Origin of the sequence: Pedobacter psychrotolerans (assembly GCF_004340665.1) — a bacterium.
Lineage (GTDB): Bacteria > Bacteroidota > Bacteroidia > Sphingobacteriales > Sphingobacteriaceae > Pedobacter > Pedobacter psychrotolerans.
The window spans coordinates 265,052-284,643 of the sequence record NZ_SLWO01000001.1; the positions used below are offsets into that span (position 1 = coordinate 265,052).

The 19,592-nt window shown below is 35.5% G+C and carries 16 protein-coding genes; 3 read left to right on the top strand and 13 right to left on the bottom strand.

What is annotated here, in order from left to right; all coding sequences use genetic code 11:
• Window positions 1–3 precede the first annotated feature (3 nt).
• From EV200_RS01125 to EV200_RS01180, 12 genes are all read right to left on the bottom strand, one after another.
• Window positions 4–894, bottom strand: a complete 891-nt coding sequence (locus EV200_RS01125) for a glycosyltransferase family 8 protein (protein ID WP_132528986.1) — start codon at window positions 892–894, stop codon at window positions 4–6.
• Window positions 882–1,814 (bottom strand): glycosyltransferase family 2 protein, encoded by a 933-nt coding sequence (locus EV200_RS01130; protein WP_132528987.1) that lies wholly within the window; start codon window positions 1,812–1,814, stop codon window positions 882–884. Before EV200_RS01130 ends, EV200_RS01125 begins: the two co-directional genes overlap by 13 nt.
• Window positions 1,798–2,613, bottom strand: coding sequence for a glycosyltransferase family 2 protein (locus EV200_RS01135; RefSeq protein ID WP_132528988.1), 816 nt, complete (start codon window positions 2,611–2,613; stop codon window positions 1,798–1,800). Before EV200_RS01135 ends, EV200_RS01130 begins: the two co-directional genes overlap by 17 nt.
• Window positions 2,610–3,329: a class I SAM-dependent methyltransferase gene (locus EV200_RS01140; protein ID WP_132528989.1), complete on the bottom strand. Its 720-nt coding sequence runs from the start codon at window positions 3,327–3,329 to the stop codon at window positions 2,610–2,612. The genes EV200_RS01135 and EV200_RS01140 overlap by 4 nt, the downstream gene beginning before the upstream one ends.
• A 3-nt stretch (window positions 3,330–3,332) precedes the next feature.
• Window positions 3,333–4,595 (bottom strand): ABC transporter ATP-binding protein, encoded by a 1,263-nt coding sequence (locus EV200_RS01145; protein ID WP_132528990.1) that lies wholly within the window; start codon window positions 4,593–4,595, stop codon window positions 3,333–3,335.
• A gap of 39 nt (window positions 4,596–4,634) precedes the next feature.
• Complete coding sequence (locus EV200_RS01150) at window positions 4,635–5,039, bottom strand: four helix bundle protein (RefSeq protein ID WP_132528991.1); 405 nt, start codon at window positions 5,037–5,039, stop codon at window positions 4,635–4,637.
• 115 nt (window positions 5,040–5,154) lie between these two features.
• A complete protein-coding gene (locus EV200_RS01155; protein WP_132529500.1) occupies window positions 5,155–6,009 on the bottom strand; it encodes an ABC transporter permease in 855 nt (284 codons plus the stop codon).
• A gap of 50 nt (window positions 6,010–6,059) precedes the next feature.
• Window positions 6,060–7,157, bottom strand: coding sequence for a glycosyltransferase family 4 protein (locus EV200_RS01160; protein ID WP_132528992.1), 1,098 nt, complete (start codon window positions 7,155–7,157; stop codon window positions 6,060–6,062).
• 223 nt (window positions 7,158–7,380) lie between these two features.
• Window positions 7,381–9,219, bottom strand: coding sequence for an asparagine synthase (glutamine-hydrolyzing) (asnB, locus tag EV200_RS01165; RefSeq protein WP_132528993.1), 1,839 nt, complete (start codon window positions 9,217–9,219; stop codon window positions 7,381–7,383).
• 394 nt (window positions 9,220–9,613) lie between these two features.
• A complete protein-coding gene (locus EV200_RS01170; RefSeq protein WP_132528994.1) occupies window positions 9,614–10,117 on the bottom strand; it encodes a UpxY family transcription antiterminator in 504 nt (167 codons plus the stop codon).
• Window positions 10,118–11,104: 987 nt separating this feature from the next.
• Complete coding sequence (locus tag EV200_RS01175) at window positions 11,105–13,507, bottom strand: GumC family protein (protein ID WP_165877833.1); 2,403 nt, start codon at window positions 13,505–13,507, stop codon at window positions 11,105–11,107.
• Between the two features lie 344 nt (window positions 13,508–13,851).
• On the bottom strand, window positions 13,852–14,676 hold the full coding sequence (locus EV200_RS01180) for a polysaccharide biosynthesis/export family protein (RefSeq protein ID WP_132528996.1): 825 nt from the start codon (window positions 14,674–14,676) through the stop codon (window positions 13,852–13,854).
• Window positions 14,677–16,419: 1,743 nt separating this feature from the next.
• On the opposite strand from EV200_RS01180, the gene EV200_RS01185 reads away from it, so the two are divergent.
• From EV200_RS01185 to EV200_RS01195, 3 genes are all read left to right on the top strand, one after another.
• Entirely contained in the window at window positions 16,420–16,854 is a 435-nt protein-coding gene (locus EV200_RS01185; RefSeq protein WP_132528997.1) for a hypothetical protein, read from the top strand.
• Between the two features lie 608 nt (window positions 16,855–17,462).
• Window positions 17,463–17,972 carry a hypothetical protein gene (locus tag EV200_RS01190; RefSeq protein ID WP_132528998.1) on the top strand — a complete coding sequence of 170 codons (510 nt, stop codon included), beginning with the start codon at window positions 17,463–17,465 and terminating at the stop codon, window positions 17,970–17,972.
• A 394-nt stretch (window positions 17,973–18,366) separates the two neighbouring features.
• Window positions 18,367–18,780 (top strand): hypothetical protein, encoded by a 414-nt coding sequence (locus EV200_RS01195; protein WP_132528999.1) that lies wholly within the window; start codon window positions 18,367–18,369, stop codon window positions 18,778–18,780.
• Between the two features lie 2 nt (window positions 18,781–18,782).
• On the opposite strand, the gene EV200_RS01200 is transcribed toward EV200_RS01195, so the two are convergent.
• Complete coding sequence (locus tag EV200_RS01200; protein WP_132529000.1) at window positions 18,783–19,592, bottom strand: HEPN domain-containing protein; 810 nt, start codon at window positions 19,590–19,592, stop codon at window positions 18,783–18,785.

Sequence of the window (19,592 nt, forward strand, 5' to 3'; positions counted from 1 at the left end):
AACCTAAATTTTAGCTTTTACAATTGTAATCATCCAAATCATTTGGCCATAAATTTTTTTGATAAAATTTGGTTTCCAAGCAGTTTTTGATTGATAATGTTTATAAACTTTTTCGCTAAATCCATTATAACCTATAAGCCAGGGCTTATTTCCACCTGCGAAATGAATTACTATTGGAAACTTAATCGCCTCTTCATACCCGAACTTATCATAACGCTCAATAAGGTTTTGATTATCTGAATTTTTAAGTTCTTTATTGAAAATAAAAGGCTGAACATTCCACTTTAATTTGATAGGTAACCAAGAATCTAGAAATAATATATTTAGAATATCTTGATCCCACCATTTAATGCGATGACTTTCATTTTGAATTAAATGAAGGCTTTTTGAAAATAATTTAAAATTTCTAATTTTTTTTAAATTTAATAGCATTACACCAGCATTAAAATAGAGCGAATTCTTATCTAACCCAATTTCTTGAGGATAATCATCCATTCCTGCAGCAATAGTTGCAGCTAAATAATGTTCTTTAATATCGGTGTCCCATAATTCTTGTAAAGAGGATTGAATTAATATATCTGAATCAAGAAAAAGTACTTTTTCAACATATAATGGTAAAATATCTGGAATGAGCAACCTGAAGTAGGTAGCAATGGAGATATGATGACTAATAGGCGCTGCCTGTAAAATTGAAGGTTCTACTAATTCAAATATAAAAGTAATTGAACTACAATTTTCAAAAGTTTTATTGAATTTATATAATAACCTTTCTTTTATTTCTTCATGAATTACAAAACACCGAATATTTGTGTCAGGATTTTTCTCTATCAGAGAGACTAACATTGTAGCACAATACTCAATATAATTATTGTCAATTGTAATTACAATATCCATTTAGAAATATTCATTTTTAGTGATAATATTCTTATCGATTGCTGTAAATAAAGCATTATCTTTTTTCTAGGAACATCCATAAAATAATTTTCTTTATAGAAATTATATATTTTATTATGGAAAGATTTACTTGACTTTTCATTATTAAGAAAAATGACCTTAATAATTTTTATCATCTCTAGATTCCATTGAAAATTATCTTTATTTGAAGAAACTGTTGATGACTTCGTTATTCTAAAATAATTATTTGTTTCAATGCTATAACATACCCTCCACTTATTATAAAAAATAGATATCCATAAATACCAATCGCCACAATATCGAAATGAAGCGAGATTTGTTAACATATCAGTGGTAAGAAGAGATTTCTTAAAAACGACTGAACTTGTATTCAAAATAATATTATGATAAATAAGATATTGTGACGCTATGTGCCTCGTATCACATATAAATGATTCATTCCATTTAGTAAACTTGGATTTATTAAGCCAATCATCAAATAAATTCACTTTTTTATTATGTTCATCAATAAATATACTTTTGCTGTAAAAAAGGTCATACTTGGCATCCATGCCAATCAGAGCAGTGGAAAGGAAATTTGGATCACACCAGTCATCACTTTCTGCTATCCAAATATATTCACCTGAAGCCAATTCAAGACCTTTTTGCCATTGTTTAAATGGGCTACCACTGTTGTTTTGGTTATAAATAACCTGGGCTATCTGTACGTTATGGCGATAATTTTCAATTATTTCTCTGCTATCATCTGTGGAGTAATCATCCAGTATGATAAGTTCAAAATCTTGATAGGTTTGGTTTAGTATAGAATCTATTCTTTGGCTTAGATAGGGCGCATGATTATAGTTTGGTACTATAATAGATACTTTAGGGCGTTTAATATGGTCAAGAATCTTTTTCAAAACCTAGAATCTTTTTTAATCCTATATAAAGGTATTTAATAGATGATCTAAACGGATGCCTTCTATCATTCCAATAAATTTGATTTATCACATTTGCATCTACTAAGGCATTTACAATATTTGTTCCGTGTTTTTTTAGCAAAAAGCGAAATGTATCATCAAATTTTCCGATAATCGATATATCTGAAATCATAGAGTTTTCCAGAATTCTATATTCATAGAGTTCTTCTTCAATAAAGTGAAACCTAAAGTCCTTTAAGTAACTGTTAATCCAAAATTCCCAATCTTCGAATCCCTGAAAAGGCATATTATAATCATAACCTTCGTTTTTTATCCATATTTCTTTCCGATAAATTGCGCAAGCATCTATATAATTGCCTAATAGTAACTCTGGTCCACTGAAACTCTTGGTTTCAAATTCCCTTGATTTGATGTCATCTCCAAAAAAGAATGGTTTGGCGTAAACGATATCACATTTATTTGCTTCCAATAAAGGAAGCGCTTTTCTGATATAATCTTCCCTAATTTTATTATCAGCATCAAGTGGTAATATGTACTTACCTTTTGCTTGCATAATGCCAATATTTCTTGACTTTGCTAACCCTGAATTCTTCTGTTGAATTACATGATAACCAAGTGACTTTAACTCCATCATTTTATTAATGGTGTAAATATCTGTAGATCCATCGTCGACTATGATTATCTCGATTGGCTGATCCTTATAACTAAGCACACTATCGATCGCATCTTGGATATATTGGCCGTGATTATAGCAAGGAATTACAACTGATAATATCATTTTGCCTTTTTTGCTACGATAACGTAATTCATGGTATTAGAGTAGTCTATGGTGCCATTATTATCCAGAAACACAAAAAACTTATTTAAAGATTTGATACCACCAATGATCTTTAATGTTGCCCTTATGAGTTTTCCTTTCAAGCCTGAAATAGAATAAATTTGTGGAAAAATTGCGTGTAGTAATGCTTGTCCTGCTACTGACCATTTACCACCATTTGATTTGATTTCTAAAATTTCGAATCCTGCTTTCTCTAAAATGTATCTAAAACCATGTTTAGTGAATCTAAAGAAGTCGTATGGCTCTTCGTGTAAGGGCCAATATAGTGGTCCGCTCAAAATAAATACCCCATCAGGTTTCAGTAATCTATATGCTTCATTAACCAGGCCTTGGTGATCTTCAACATGTTCAATAGTTTGTGTTGATATTATCGTATCAAATAGATTATTAGCTAAAGGAATCTCATTTGCCGGGCATAAATAATCAACTTTATTTTCACTTGACTGAATGATATCTACTCCAATATAATTTACAATCTTATCAGCTAATTTATCTTGATATGGTTTGTTGCCACATCCAATATCTAATAAACTACCATATGCATACTTTTCAAAGGCACTAAATAAATCGGCGTGATAGTATTTATAATGAAGATAATATAAATTATCAATTTTAATATCTGTACTGTTTAAACGACTAAGGCTTTTGGTTCTCATCTATTATAAATTTGCCCATACGAAATCTTCTGTATATACACAGACATTTTTCTGCCATCCCCATTCGATTATTTTATTAGGCATAATCACTTCGAATTCACAGACTCTATGAATTTCCTCAAACTTAGTTCTGCCTTTGCTTTCCGCTAAATGTAGAACTAAATAATATTTATCAGCATAAAGCTTACAATTTGGAATAGTACATCGTACCCGATTAATACCTGCTTTTCGTAATATTTTGGTATCTGTATCAAATATGTACGTATAAATAATAGGTAATTCTTTTGGATTGCTAATTTGTAATGATATTGCCATCCCTTCAATAATTTCAGGCATGTTGATATCAATATCTATCAATAAATCTTTACCATTCATATGAAAACCATTAAGTTCTGACGTTACTACCTGAGCTCGTGTAATCGAAGGACGATCAGCTTTAGGTTCTTTAATATAGACACCCACTTCATTAACATCAGTTTGTAAATAGGATTGAATAACTGTTTCTGTGTCTAAATAGGATTCTAATTTCCCATTTTTTAAGTAGATTGATTTATCTGTAAGCGTAGCAACAGCATCCATATTATGGCTCACAAACAACACCGTCCGGCCTTCGCCTTTACTCACTTCGCCCATTTTACCTAAACACTTTTTCTGAAATTCAGCATCGCCTACGGCTAATACTTCATCAACGATTAAGATTTCGGATTCTAAATGTGCTGCTACAGCAAAAGCCAGGCGAACGTACATACCAGAAGAATAACGTTTAACAGGCGTGTCCAGATAGCGTTCAATTCCTGCGAAATCTACAATTTCTTCCAATTTACGCTGGATTTCCCTTTTTCGCATGCCCAGGATGGCACCATTTAGGAAGATATTTTCACGACCGCTTAATTCAGGGTGAAAACCTGTACCCACTTCTAACAAACTGGCTATTCTGCCTTTACCCGAAATTTTACCCGTAGTAGGAGCGGTAACTTTGCTTAAAATTTTGAGAAGTGTACTTTTACCTGCCCCATTGCGGCCAATAATGCCCACTGCATCACCTTGTTCAATCTCAAAATTGATGTCTTTTAAGCTCCATACCACATCACTTTTACTGCGGGTATTTTGATTATTGCTTTCTCCGATGCGTAAAAAGGGATCTTCTTTTCCACGCATCCGTGCATACCAGCGCTCTAAATCCCGACTAATGGTTCCGGTGCCGATTTGGCCTAGTTGGTAGGCTTTTGAGAGGTTTTCTACTTTTATAGCAACGTTGTTTGACAAGTGGTAGGGGGTTATTGTAGGTTATAGGGTTAGTATTGTTTAGGGGTTAGTGTTGGTATGATTATAAGGTAATACCTGGCTTTTATTATTGATTTGTGTATTCCTAAGATTGGTAAGTTTAATCGTGATGGTTTCTATTTGATTTCGGCAAGAAAGATAATCTTCCTGGTTGATATAGTTCAAATCTACAGCTGCAATCAAATGATTCAATGTTTCAAGCGTAGTGGAGTAAGCCATGTTGGTATAGTGAGCTTTATCTTTTGAAGTAATCTTTCCTGATCCTTCAGCCAAACAAGCTCCAATGCTACTCACTGACCTTTTAATTTGACTGATTAATCCGAAAGTTTCGTCTTTTGGAAATTTTGTGGTTAAACGGTAGATGTCTTTTCTAAAAGACATAGACAATTTCCATACTTCCAGTTTCTCGAATGAATAAATGTGCATAATCTTTATTTAATAGTGAATTAATAAATAAAGGATGATTATTTAAATATACAATTTTATTCATCTAATTTTCTAACCCCTTCTCTAACCCCATAACCTCATCTAACCTTCTTTCCTAAACCGTATCCACAAAATTTCGTTCCACTTTATTGAAAATGATAACTCCGAAGAAGAGTAGGGCAGTGGTAATGGCAATAGCATAGCTTAAACTTCCCCAGCTAAAAGTTCCTTCACCTAAAAAACCATACCTGAAGGTTTCCATAATAGGCGTCATAGGATTATATTGAATGATCCAGGCATAAGCAGGATATTTTTTTAAGGCTTCAGATAGAGGATAAATCACCGTAGTGGCATACATTAAAAGCTGAACGCCAAAAGTAACCAGAAAGGCCAGATCACGGTATTTTGTGGTCATGGCAGAAATGATCATTCCGGCACCTAAACCTAGTAAAGCCATGAGCACCACAATGATGGGGAACAGTGAAATGGCCCAAGTGATGTGGAAAGGAGCATCTGTAAAATAATAATAAGCCATCATCAAAATAAAGAGCAACATCTGCACACCGAAACGAACAAGATTACTGACCACAATGCTTAAAGGCATGATGAGTCGTGGAAAATATACTTTCCCGAAGATGCCTGCATTATCTTTAAAAACGGTAGATGTTTTAGTCAGACAATCTGCAAAGTAATTCCAGGCCGTAATGCCTGCCATATAAAACAAGGGTTTAGGCAAGCCATCGGTAGAAATACCTGCCAGATTACCAAATATGAAAGTGAAAATGATGGTGGTAAATAAGGGTTGAATGAAAAACCACAAGGGACCTAAAATTGTCTGTTTATAAAAGGATACAAAATCGCGACGAACCAGTAAACCTAACAAATCCCGGTAGGCCCAAATTTCATTCAATTTTAGATCTAATAATGAAGACTTGGATTCGATTGTCCACTCTTGCTCATTATGATTCATGCTCATATTTTAATTTGTCTTTCATCCTTAACTTTTTTTTAGAAGGAGAATCAGTGTTTTAACAATTCTTCTACCTTTCTGCTGTAATGCTCAAACCCAAAATGTTCTTTTACTTTTTTTTGTCTCGATTTAATTTCATCCAGACGAAGGGGTTTACTTAAAAGACAAACCAATCCATGATAAATTTCTTCAATATTATCTGGGTTTACCAATAAACCCAATTCGCCGCTTAAAAGGGCATCATCAGAACCATCTGCGTTACCAGCTATTACATCGCAACCATTTGCAGCAGCCTCGATAAAAACCAATCCAAAACCTTCTCCTTTACTAGGCATTATAAAAATATCTGCCAGCTGATAGTACTTATTTAATTCTTCCTCAGATACATAACCTGTACAGATTACCTTTTTTTGTAATCCATATTCAGCGATCAAGTCATCCACTCTTTTTTGTTCTGTTTGATCAGCTTTGCCAACAATGAAATAAATGAAGTCTGGTTTAATTTTTATTAAATCTTTCAAAGCAAGTAATACAAGGTCGTAACCTTTATATTGTTCAGTAGAAGAGAGCCTGCAAATGGTTAGCAGTACTTTTTGTTGTACATTAATGCTATATTTTTCTAAAAGAATTAATGGTTTTGCTTTTTCCTGGAATTGAAAATCGCTCGCTAAACTATTATTTAATACTTTGATGCACGATTGAGGCACTTGATGTTTTTGATGTATCTGTACCGCCGTATAATTACTTACTGCCCAAATTTCTACAGTAGCGAGCATTTTTTTTTTCCATGTTGCTAAAGGCTTCCATATTTCAATACCATGTGCAAAAAGAATAATTCTTTTAGATGGATTGATTGTTCTAACTAATTTGGCGAAGATTAGCAAATTGATATGGCTTAAAATGATGATGTCTGCCTGTGCACCATTTCTAATTGCAGATAGTCCAAACCCAATCTTGTTTCCGCTGAAAGCAAGATAATCAGAAATCTCATCGGCTTTATCATGCATGGCTAGTGTTAAACTATTGCCAATTATTTTGTTTTTTTTTAGGCCAGCTAAAACTTTGATAAAAGTGCTGCAAACTTTTTCAATACCACCTGTTAAGCTAAAAGTATATAGGGTTAAAAAAAGTATCTTTCTGGGTTTCAAATTAATTAAAATTGATGGAACATTTTTTTAACACCTGTTTTACTTTAACATTAAGTATAGGATTACCGTTAACTATAGCAGGGAAATAATTAATGTTTATATGGTATCTCTCTAACATGTATCTCATATGCTAAAGGTGGTATTGAAGACGAAGGAAAGACGAACAAGAGACGAACAAGTTATAGGCCACCATTATGTTGAAACTATTTTAAGTATTAATGTTTTATGCACCATTATTATGATTTTTTAACTCCACCTTGAGGATAGGCGTTTGAGCTGAGGTGTAAACCTGATACAAAGCAAAAGCTTTAGACCAATGTAATTGCCCCTTTTTAAACTGATCAATTAGTTTTTGAGCTGTTTGATTTTTACTGTAAATTTCCTCCTTTGTAATTTGGCCACCTTTCATAAACCACTGTTCAAGGGGGAAACTAAAGCCCATTTTAGGCCTATTCCAAACCGCTTCGGGAAGGATCTTTTTAAAGGCCTGGATCAGTAATCCTTTTTTCTCTGCTGGAAAGCGCTGAGGAGGTGCTATACCATTGATTGTCTTTAAAAAATGCTGATCTAGAAATGGGACGCGGACTTCTATGCCGTGACTCATGCTCATAAAGTCGGTATCTTTAAGCAATTGGTTTTGCATATAAATAGAAGTTTCCAACCAGGAAGCTCTTTCTGCACCATTTAAATTATTTATTTTTTCATCAATGGGAAAAGCCTCAAATAATAAATCGATTTCTTTTTTACTGATATTTAATATTTTGGCGATGGTTTCCGGAATGAAGAATCCTCTTAGAAAAAGGTATTCTCCAATTGGGTTTTTATAGCTGAGGTAGTAAATTCTTTTCAGTTTTTCTGAAGGCAATCGTTCACAAAACCTTAAGATAAAAGCAGGCAATTTTTGAAGTGTCCTGATCAATCCCATTCGGCTGAATGATGGATATCCACCAAGTAATTCATCAGCCCCAATTCCAGATAAAACAGCCTTTAAGCCATTTTCCTTTGCATATTTGTTTACAAACCAGGAATTTATTCCATCGTTGGTGGGCTGATCCATGGCAGTCATGATTTTCTCGAAACTGTCATTAAAATCTTGTTCATCTACCAGATAGGTGTGGTGAATGCCGCTTGTTTTCTCGGTAACCAGTTTTTGATATTTTTCTTCAGAGAAAGTCTGATCAGTAAAATTTATGGATAAACTTTTCAGGTTTTTGCCAGTGTGTTGATCGGCGAGTAAGGTGATAATGCTGGAATCTATCCCACCGCTTAAAAACACGCCAATAGGGGCATCGGCAATTAAATGGCATTTAACGGCATCTTCCAGGCTTTTACCTAAGTTTTCGGCAGCTTGCAACGGAGATGTAATTAAAGCTGAAGGTGGTAATGGTTCAAATGAGATAATTTCATGAGCGTGATGCTCATGATTCCATTTCAGGTAATGCCCGGGTTTCAACGAAAATACATCCTGCAATGTGGTAAAAGGTTGGGGGATATGTCCAAAAGCCAGGAAATACGTTTTCCAGTTTTTGTTTTCTACAAAAGTGTAACTGGTTTTTTTAAACGCCTTAACTTCTGAAGAAAAGATTAGCTGTTGATCCTGAATGGAATAGTATAGGGGTTTAATGCCCGCTTGATCACGAACGAGGTAGGTAAGCTGTTGAGATTGATCATGCAGGGCAAAAGCAAACATTCCATTAAGTTTCTGGAAACTACTTACGCCCCAGGTATGGTAGGCAGCCAAGATCACCTCAGTATCACTTTGTGTGCGGAAGGGGTAGCCAATTGCTGATAATTCTTTTTTTAATTCTTGGAAATTATAAATTTCCCCGTTAAAGGTAATGGCGAGTTTATCTTCCCATCCTAACATTGGCTGATGTCCACCAGCGGAGAGGTCTATCAATGCCAGTCTGCGGTGGCCAAATTGTAAACCGAGTGTTTCATCAGCATGAAAACCTTCATCATCAGGCCCCCCATGCTGCATGGCATCGCACATGTACTGTACATCCTGCCGAAGTTGTTCCGGATGAGCTTTTTTATCAAGAATTCCTGCGATTCTACACACTTACCGATTGTTTAAATGTAGCCGGTTTTAAGGAAGCTATCCAATATTTTGAAGATAAATGATGTTTATGGAAGTCATTTGAATGTTGGTGTGGCACAGCTTCGCCCCTTCAGTCACATTTTATTTTTAAAAAATGAGCTGATATGTGGTTTTAAAATATATACCTGGCGTTTCAATTCCAGGATGTTCAATTTACAAAATAAACAATAAGGCTGTTAACTATTAATCCTTATCTATTGTGCATGTTGAAAATGTTACTGATCATTTCCATTTGCTATTCTTTCAAATATGCTAAATCCATATGTAAACCTAGCGATAGGAAAGAAGTATTTCAACTGGTTGTTATTCTTTATTTTAGAATTAAGGCTGTTATTTTAAAATATCAGTATCTTTTCTATATCGGTTCTACAAATGCGATGGAAGTATTAATATCTATAGAATAGCCGATATTAGCCAAACGCAAAATAATGCGCTGTTTATTTTGTAAGGAAATCAGTTCTGCCACCATATCTTTAAAGGGACCGGCCTTTACCAAAACCTTCTGACCTGGTTTAATATCATAATCAAAAACTTCTAAATCATGCTCGGTAGCCAATAATCTTTTTAAATGCTCAATTTGTTGCTCAGGCATTGATGCTACCTTTCCTGAAAAGTACAGAAATCTGGCGATGCCGTTCGTCATTAGTACTTCTGCATATTCTTTGCTTGAAATATACACAAACAGATATGATTTAAGCAGAGGTTCTTCAATAAATTTCTTGCGGTCGCTCCATTGTTTGAGGGTTTTGTGGAGTGGTAGATAGGCCGTGATTCCTTTTCTGTTTAATTCATCAAAAGCTTTCTTCTCCGCCCGAGAACGTGTGTAAACAGGATACCAACGATAACTATTGTCGATCATATTGTTAATTAATCTTTAAGGAGTTGATTCAGGGGATGTTATATCAATTTTCCTATTGATCTTTTTAATAAAATAAAGGGCATAGCTTTTAAAGCACGTCATCTTATATAATATAGTTAGCAGCGGGGATGCCTGCAAAAATACTCAATTAACGGTATTCTGGTATGATTTTTTATGGTTTTTTATTGCGATAAGTCAAGAGCCCCCTATCCGCCTGTCGGCACCTTTTCCGAGTAAGGGAAAGGTTTTGTAATAAGGATTTTTTGAGGCTGGTGATTGAAAAAGAGTTGGTGCCTGGCAGATGGAAGTGGTTAGAAACGCAGGGGATTCTTCGCTGCGCTCTGAATGACAGGACAATATGTAAAGTCGTAAAGCCCCTATTCGTTTGCCTGGCGGTGCCTTTTCTGAGTAAGGGAAAGGGTTTGTAATAAGGGTTTTTTTGAGGCTGGTGATTGAAAAAGAGTTGGTGCCTGGCAGATGGAAATGGTTAGAAACGCAGGGATTCTTCGCTGCGCTCTGAATGACAGAACAATATGTAAAGCCCCTATCCGCATGTCGGCACCTTTTCCGAGTAAGGGAAAGGGTTTGTAATAAGGATTTTTTGAGGCTGGTGATTGAAAAAGAGTTGGGGTATGGCAGATGGAAGTGGTTAGAAACGCAGGGATTCTTCGCTGCGCTCTGAATGACAGAACAATATGTAAAGACGTAAAGCTCCTATTCGTTTGCCTGTCGGCACCTTTTCCGAGTAAGGGAAAGGGCTTGTAATAAGGATTTATTGAGTCTGGTGATTGAAAAAGAGTTGGTTCCTGGCATATGGAAGTGGTTAGAAACGCAGGGATTCTTCGCTGCGCTCTGAATGACAGAACAATATGTAAAGACGTAAATCCCCTATCAGTATGCCTGTCGGCTCCTTTTCCGAGTAAGGGAAAGGGTTTGTAATAAGGATTTTTTGAGGCTGGATGTTTAGCTTAAAGCCTGATCATTCTATTATTTCTTTTTCCAGAACATCCACCACTTGCGGTTTTCATCATCATAATATCCTGATCCTGAATAACCACTGTAATCGGAATAGTAATAAGTGCTATTACCGCCTCCGCGAGAATAATCTGTGGTATAGTAATTTGCATGAAGGGCATCGTCGCCAAATGCATTCAGGATGATGGCCAGATTACTTAAACCGTATTCTCTTGATAAACGTTCGGGGATGTTTGCAGCTCTTTGCTGTGAAACACCTGAACGGATGACAAATAAGTTTATATCTGCAGTTCTAATCAGCGGAATTGCATCCGATACGAGTCCAACAGGTGCGGTATCCACTAAAACATAATCATATTCTTGCTCCAGCGTAGCCAAAAGGTCTTTCATTGCTGCAGTATGCAGGAGTTCTGAAGGATTAGGTGGCACTGGCCCGGATGGAATAAAATCAATATGGTGCACATCATCATGAATCCTCACCTGATCCAAAGTAGCTTGTCCTGATAATAAGGAACTAAGTCCTTTTTTGTTTTCACTGCCAAAAGCCTTGTGTAATTTAGATTTTCTTAAATCGGCGGCAACTAGAATCACCCGCTTTTCGATCAGCGCAAGTGTACTGGCCAGGTTAATGGTTACAAATGATTTTCCTTCCCCAGATACTTCTGAGGTGATACAAATTACTTTACTTTCTTTATGACTGGCTAAAAAACTGAGGTTTGTTCGCACAGAGCGAACGGATTCGGCAAATACCGACTTTGGCTTCGATATTGATAAAGCCTGTCTGCTATCCTGATCAATGTAATCAGGGAATTTGCGAATAACGCCAATAATAGGGGTGTGGGTTAAACCTTCAACGGTTTCCTTATCGTAAATGTAAGGGTTAAGAAAGCGAACCAATAAAATCAAACCAAATCCGGAAGCTAATCCCATCATCAAAGCCATGCTATAGGCTTTGCTGCTGTTTGGCGAGATGACATAGTAAGAGGGGTAAGCTGGGTTTACAATAGAGGCCCCTGGTACAATAGCTGCTGCATTCATTTCTGCTTCCAACTTTTTCTCTGACAGATAGGAACGGACTTTGTTGTTAACTTCAAAGTTGGTTTGCAGTTTCACGAAATTTTGTTCCTTCTGAGGAATTGAACTCATGCTTTGTGTAACACCTGAAATCTGGCTATCGATGTAGCGAATGGTTTGTTCATTCTTGCGAAGCATACTCGCAACCCCATTTCTGATACTAGCCTTCACTTTAGAAATTTGTTGTTCAATTTGTTTAATAGGCTGTGAATCGCTATTAAACTGGCTAAGTTTTGCTTCCCTGCTGGCAAGTAAATTGTTTAACTGCGTAACCATGGTACCCACTCCCGAATTGATTTCTCCTTCGATATCCATACCGATTGCTACCTTCGATCTATCGCTATTTACCTGCTCCTGAAGTTGTTTAATTCCGAGTTGCTTTAAATTAAGGTCAGTTTTTTGTTTTTCAAAATCAGTGAGTTTTCCAACTGTCATGGACGTAGATGAACTCATATCTACTATGTTATTGCGGCTTTTGTAATTGGCCAGAATATTGCCTGATTTCCCTGCTGCAGTATCAATAAATCCCAGTTGGCTGTTAATAAAATCAACGGTTTGTCTGGCTGATCGCCTTCTCTGAATCACATCATATTTCACATATTCCTTCATAATGGCATTGAGAATATCGGCAGCAAAAACAGCATTCCCATCCGTTTGATTAAGGCCCATTACATTAGTGAAACGTGCCGCTTCGCCAATATTTAAACCACCCATCGCCCGGCCTATAAAATCTTCCTGACTGTTAAATTTAAATTGGTAAGTGCTGTTTGCCGGGATTTTATCCATAATCCGGAAAGACATATTACCGATATTTATGATCTGCTTATACTGGTAAGTGGCTTTTTTTTTCTCATTCTCAGCTGTAGACAGCTCAAAATGCTGGTTATCTTTGCCAGTAACGGTATAAAGGGAACGGCCGAAATTAACACTGTCTTGTTTGATGATTTCAATGACGAATGGCACATTGGGATAAAGTTCAGTAGTGCGTACGCGGCCTTTAAGGTAATAGCTGATTTTATAATCCAGTGTTTTTACAGCATTTGCAATAACTTCATTGCTGCGGATGGTAAAACTTTCTGCCTGAATTTTATCTGTGTAATTATAGCTTTGAGCAGCCATCTGACTGCTACCAGTACCTAGACTAGGATTGCTATCTTCTAACTTAAGTGATGCGCCGGTCTGGTAAATCGGGGGGGTATACCACAAATAAATCCAGGCACCAAAAAGCGCTATGGCGACTGCTCCGGCCACCCAGTACCAACGACTTAAGAATACCCTGAATATTTTATAGAAGTCAATACTCTGGCTAACAGCCCTTTTCTCATGCGCTAATTCTGTCAATGTTTTCGGTTTTTTGAAGTTTGGGAACAATCAATTAAAGCATAAAGATAAAATCAATTTTTTAAAAGAAATGATTTTATTGGAAATGTTTGTGTTTCAAATGGGAAATGCCCCCTATCCGCCTGTCGGCACTTTTCACTTGAAGGGAAATGTGTGTAATAAGGATTTTGTGATGCAGGGTGGTTAGCTAAAGCCCCTATCCGCCTGTCGGCACCTTTCCTCTGGAAGGGAAAGGCGTGTAATAAGGATTTTTTGAAGCAAGATGTTTAGCTAAAGCCTTTATTTTTTTGTTGGTGGCTTTATCTGGTTGGAAAGGGTGTTTACCAAGTTCTTTCTAACGGTGGTTATCGGGTTACTGTAAAAATAAGCACGGCTAAATTCACTACGACTAATAAGGGTTGCAAAATATTATTTAAACCTTGTAATTTATCACTGGTTGCGGCACTTTTGGTGGGTTGTAATACAATGATATCATGATTCTGGAGGATTAATTTTTTACTGGCTAAACTATTGATATCGTTTAGGTTCACGTAAATTAATTCTGGATTTGCACGGTCGCCACGAATAATTTTTAAGGTTTTGGGATCTGCGGTTTTGCTGATTCCTCCTGCTTCACCAATGATATCAATCAAGGTAGTGTTATCACGTTCCAACAGGAAATTTCCTTGCTTTCCAAATTCGCCAAGTAACGTTACCTTAAGGTTCACTACACTAAGTTCTATAATGGGCTCTTTTAATAGTTTATTTTTATAAATTTCTTGAATTTTAATGGCTGCTTCGCGTCGGCTTAATCCGGCAACTTCAATCTTGCCAATAGCGGGTAAATTCACTTTACCGTCTAAATCTACAGGATAAGAAAGCACATTCTGTATGCCACCTCCTTGCGAGTTTTGGTTGTTATTGGCACCACTATTCGCTGAACTGCCTGCTGTTGCACCAAATTCAAAATTTTGGACATTACGAATGGCCAATTGATCATTCACTTTTATTTTATAGTAGGCATCGCTAATGCCCTGATCATTCACTACGTAAACCTGTTTAATGGTATCAGTTACAATATCTGATGGAGCATTAAATAAAGTGCGTTCTTTACGAACACCACAACCGGCAAATGAGGCAATGATTATACTTATAAAAAGAAAATGGATGCATGATTTTAGATATGGCATAATTCTGATGTGTAACGTTTTTTCATAAATATAAATGTAGAACAAAAATACAATTTAAAAATTTCTTTACTGTAAGTGCAGATCAGGTTATGCCACTATGTCCTTAATATTTACGTATGCTACTCATTTATTAAAGCCTCAAGTGTGATTCATTCAATTTTTACACTTAAGTATTGAATAATGAATGTATCAATATTAATAAAAAAATATTTGCTATCCTAAAAGCTTAAAAAAGTGTTGAAAAAGAGGGGTTTGGCTTCTTAAACTATTTAACAAGTTATCATTGGCAGTTTAATCTATTTCGAAATATTAAAGCAGTTGATATATATCAATACTTGATTCGTTTGTATGATATATTAGTCTTTATTTCCTTTTCTTTGCATTGTTAAGCTTAAGTGAGAAGTGCTCATTGAATCCTTAGTTTTTATTTCGTTATTGAGTTGTATTAGTAAAAGCTTTTTGTAGCAACTGGCAATCAATGTGAAGAGATAGATACAGTTGATTGATGGTACCTCATTTTTAAAATAACAATTCACTAAAGGCAGCATTAGCATAACCGTTATATTTCCTTTTGTAATCATCCCTAATAAATACTTATTGTTTTAAGAAATCAATCTTTTTATAAGGCGATTTCAGCGTTCAATTGACTTGTGAATGGTATTTCTCAATCTGATCTAATTGAGGCAAATAAGTAAACCCTAGTTTATTTTTTTAAAGGATTTTTTGTGAACTGCACATCCCGCAGATTCCACAACTAATCAGTTTTTTATGTGCAATGTTGCCATTTAACCAAACAAAAAAACTTATTTTAAGTACGCTTCTTTGCGTATGCATGTCTATTTTATTTTGTCAGACGATACAAGCGGCCGCGGGTTGCCGATACATGGGACGAATTTATTACAATCGGGTCACCAATCCGCCAAACAATAAATATGAGTATTATACTAATGAGTCTTGGATTCAATTTTCATCAAATACCAGCTGTAATTCTGTTGGCAACCAAAGTGCTACTTATATACTTAGTAGTACTGTTACAAATAGAAGTGCAAAAGGTGGGAGATGTTATGTAAATTATGCAAATAATTATACTATTGGTGCAGCGGTTACGTTTCCCAGAACATATCAATGCCCAATCGATAACCAGATTATTTACCTCATAATTGCTATATTGCCTGTGGTATACTACTCCTTCAGAAAGCAGTTTTTAATTAAGGTTAGGTAGAATAGAGCTGGGCAAATCAAAATTAAATCATTTATCATTTCTATTGTACTAATTTTATAAAGGCTTTGTGAATCTGGTACTTAACATTTTTGTGTCTGTTGTATGAAAATTTTATTCTATCTAATAGAAACCTCTTGATATTTGTCAACATATTAATTATTTGTATGATATATCAGCCTTAATATGCTTTCATTTGTAAAGTGAATTTTGATAAAGAAAGCGTACGTATTAAGTCGTCCAATTAACTTTCATTTTTGCAAATATTTTTTACCAAAGGCGGCACAACAGTACCGCGTTTTGTAATCATCCCTAATAAATACTTATTGTAGTGAAATCTTTATTCTTATTATCAATAAGTAGATTTCTGAGTTCAAATAGACAAATGTATATCATGCATTAGTCTGGTCTCAATTGAACTGAATAAGTAAGTTTTAATTTATTGTTTTTTAAATTTTACAAAGGATTTTTTGTGAGCTGCAGATCCGGCAGGTTGCAAAAAGATTCGATTTATTAGGTTCTTTATGTTACCAGTTAACAAAATGAAAAAGCGTTCGCTTAGGTCATTAGTTTTTACATTTTTCTTTTTAGTGTTTAGCCAGGTTACGCTGGCTACACCCGGTTGTCGATTTGGGGCTAATATTTATTACAGCATGACTATTGATGCAGATGGTAGTGAAAGATACGATAGCAAATTTTATAAACAGGTTGATGGATCAATCGATTGTACGGCTAATGCAAATAAAACGATACAATACGTTCTGCTATCTCAAGTAACTACCAGAGCTTCCTCTATCGTTTGCCGTACACCATTCGGGGGTGGAGGTGCGTTTTTAAGGGGGGTAGCGATAAATTTTACCACCGTTTATCAATGCTCATTAGATGATTATATCTGGGTAATGGTTATTGCTGTTGGCGGGATTGCTTTTGTAATGCTTAGGAAATATCAACTGGCTTAAGGTGTATAAATCTGTTATTCCTGTTGTTGAAGAATCTCGGTGGAATTTTTACATTTAGCATGCATTCAAAGCCCTAAATTTTGAATGCCTGTACATTATATCATTATTTAATGAGATAAAAAAAATAGCATCATTTTTCATATAAGCTTTGAATTACTAAAGCCTTTTAGTCGTATAGATTTCGTATCATCTTAATGATAAATTATTGTTAAATCATCAGCTCTACCTGTTGAACGGAATGAATACGTAAAATTTTTTGTAAAAATTATGTTATTGATATAGATCAATTTTTTTAGCAGTGATTTTTGATGCCAAAAAATAGAGAAAATGTCGATTAGATAAATTGAGGGCGGTTTTTGCTTAAAAAAGTATCATGCCAAAATTTAAAATTATCCCATTTTTTAATGTAGTAGCTACTTAATCATTTTGTTCATTTTCCTAATTTGAATACTTTTGTAAAGTAAGTAATACATTATTAAATCGTTTTGAAGGTCTCTATTATTAACATTCCGCTACAACCAATATCAATTGGAAACCTATTTTATCAACTATTAAATCATTTCTATAAATGGGTTAGTTTAAAGCATAAATTAATTGGATTATTAATTATGATGGTATCATTAATCACGCTACATTCTAACGCTCAAATTAGCGGAAAGGGCTGTGATTTTGGAGGGCGTATCGCTACTCAATATTTAGGTACTGCAATATATTATGGTAATGCAAATGATATAGTTGAAGTATATTATACCTCATCAGCAGTTCCAATCAATAAAGGAAATGGCAGGGCATATGATTGTGAGGCGATAAATGATTACGATGGATTTCAAGTTTGGGATTCATCTATACCGCCATACGGTGGGCATGTAACTGTTCCTGCTAGTCATGATATCAGGCGGAACCCATCATCGCGACAGCATGAATGTGTAGTGGCATCATCACGTTATGCTACGCCTAATGGCGAGGGAACAATTGTTGGCTATACGTATAAAGATCCAAATAAGTGCACCTCTTCACGTCCTAATAATCTTCCTGTAGATGATTATTTGCCTTTTTTAGTGCTGGTAAGCGGAGTGATCTCGTTACCAGTTATTCGCAAAAATACCAGTCTCGTTTAAAATCCGACTTATGAAGTTTGGATGGGGGGTGTGATGAAAAACTTCGTTAGTCTCCACTAGCCTTTGATTTTATATAGTAGACATTAAACTGGCGAAGTTCTGCCACACTCTTGGCTTTTGAAACTTAGCAAGTTTGCAAATCCGACTTACGAAGTTTCGATGGGTGGTGTGATGGAAAACTTCGTCAGTCTCCACTAGCTTTTGATTTTTCAGCGTAGGCATTAAACTGGTGAAGTCTGCAACGCTTCTGGCCTTTAACACCTCGCAAATTAATTCTAACCTTAATTGCTGTTCATACTTGTTCAGTATTTTTACATGTAAGTTATTGATCTTGAATAAAGTGAATGTAGTATCTCATTCATCTCTGTAGTAGTTTTGAGTCAAAATCAAATTAATGTTCCAGAGATTCGCCTTCTTAATTTTATTACTATCCACCCTTACTTTTGATCTTTTTGCTCAATCAACAGGGTGTTTAATTGGAAACAATGTATTTACTAACTTAAATGGATATTTAACGGTTACTGTAGTTGTTTCAGTTAGTGTTAGAAATTTTGATAATCCAAGCTTAAGTACGCTTTCAAATGCTTGCCCCAGAGCAGCTAATGTTACGCCAGTCACTGGCCCAGCTACGGTATCGGTATGTGTTGCAAATGGAAATTTGCTTCCTTTAGGTAGTACTGTAACATATACTCGTTTAGAGTCTCCTGTTCAGTGCGATTTAGATGATTTAACCCTTCCTTTTGCAGCAGCTGCAGGTACATTGGGCTTGTTTTTTATCCGAAGGAGAAAGGTTATATTAAATAAATGATTCTAATCATCTAAAGCAATCTGCAAACTTAAAATTTCAATTAATCTGTTAAGTAAGGCATTAATCTTTTCCTCCAAATAAGCCAAATGTTCAGGCGCTATTTCGTAATCATCATCATAGCGTGCACCAATGTAAGCTTGTTGAAGCAATTCAAGCCATTTTAATTCTTTACTCTTTTTAATGTCGAAAATATTCTTAATTGCTGGCAGATAAAACCCGGCAGTTTTTTGAAGTAAAATTAATTGATGACTTTTAGGTGCTCTTTCTTCATATAATTTGATAATCAGGCTAAATATCTGTTCGCACACCTGATGAAGCATAAAAGCCGACAGCTGAAATTTGCCTTCCTTAAAATATAATAACGCACCTTCCTGAAAACTTTTGGCCTTTTCCAGTCCATGATGAATCACCAAGGCAGAATTTGCCCGGATTTTGGATAATTTACATGCAGGTGTTTCAATCAATTCGTATTGCGGGGCAGATTGATATATACAATGTTCGCGACGACAGTAGCTGGAATAAAATAAATTGCCACGCGCTAACATATCATGCATGGTTCCATAAGAAAAATACCTGATGTCTATATTAATCTTGCCCAAGGCAATAAACTCCAGCATATTTCTTGTGACATCACTGGCCTGGTATTGAAAGCGGTCTAAAACCATAATCAAGGTGATGAGCCTAGTATCGGCCCTGCGCTGGAAAATATAGGCCAGCGGAATCAGACTGGTGATCAGTTCCAGCAGATGCTTAAACTGCTTTTGAGGAAGAGCAGCAAGGATTCTGTTCGTTTCCAAGGGGTTGAAGTTCAT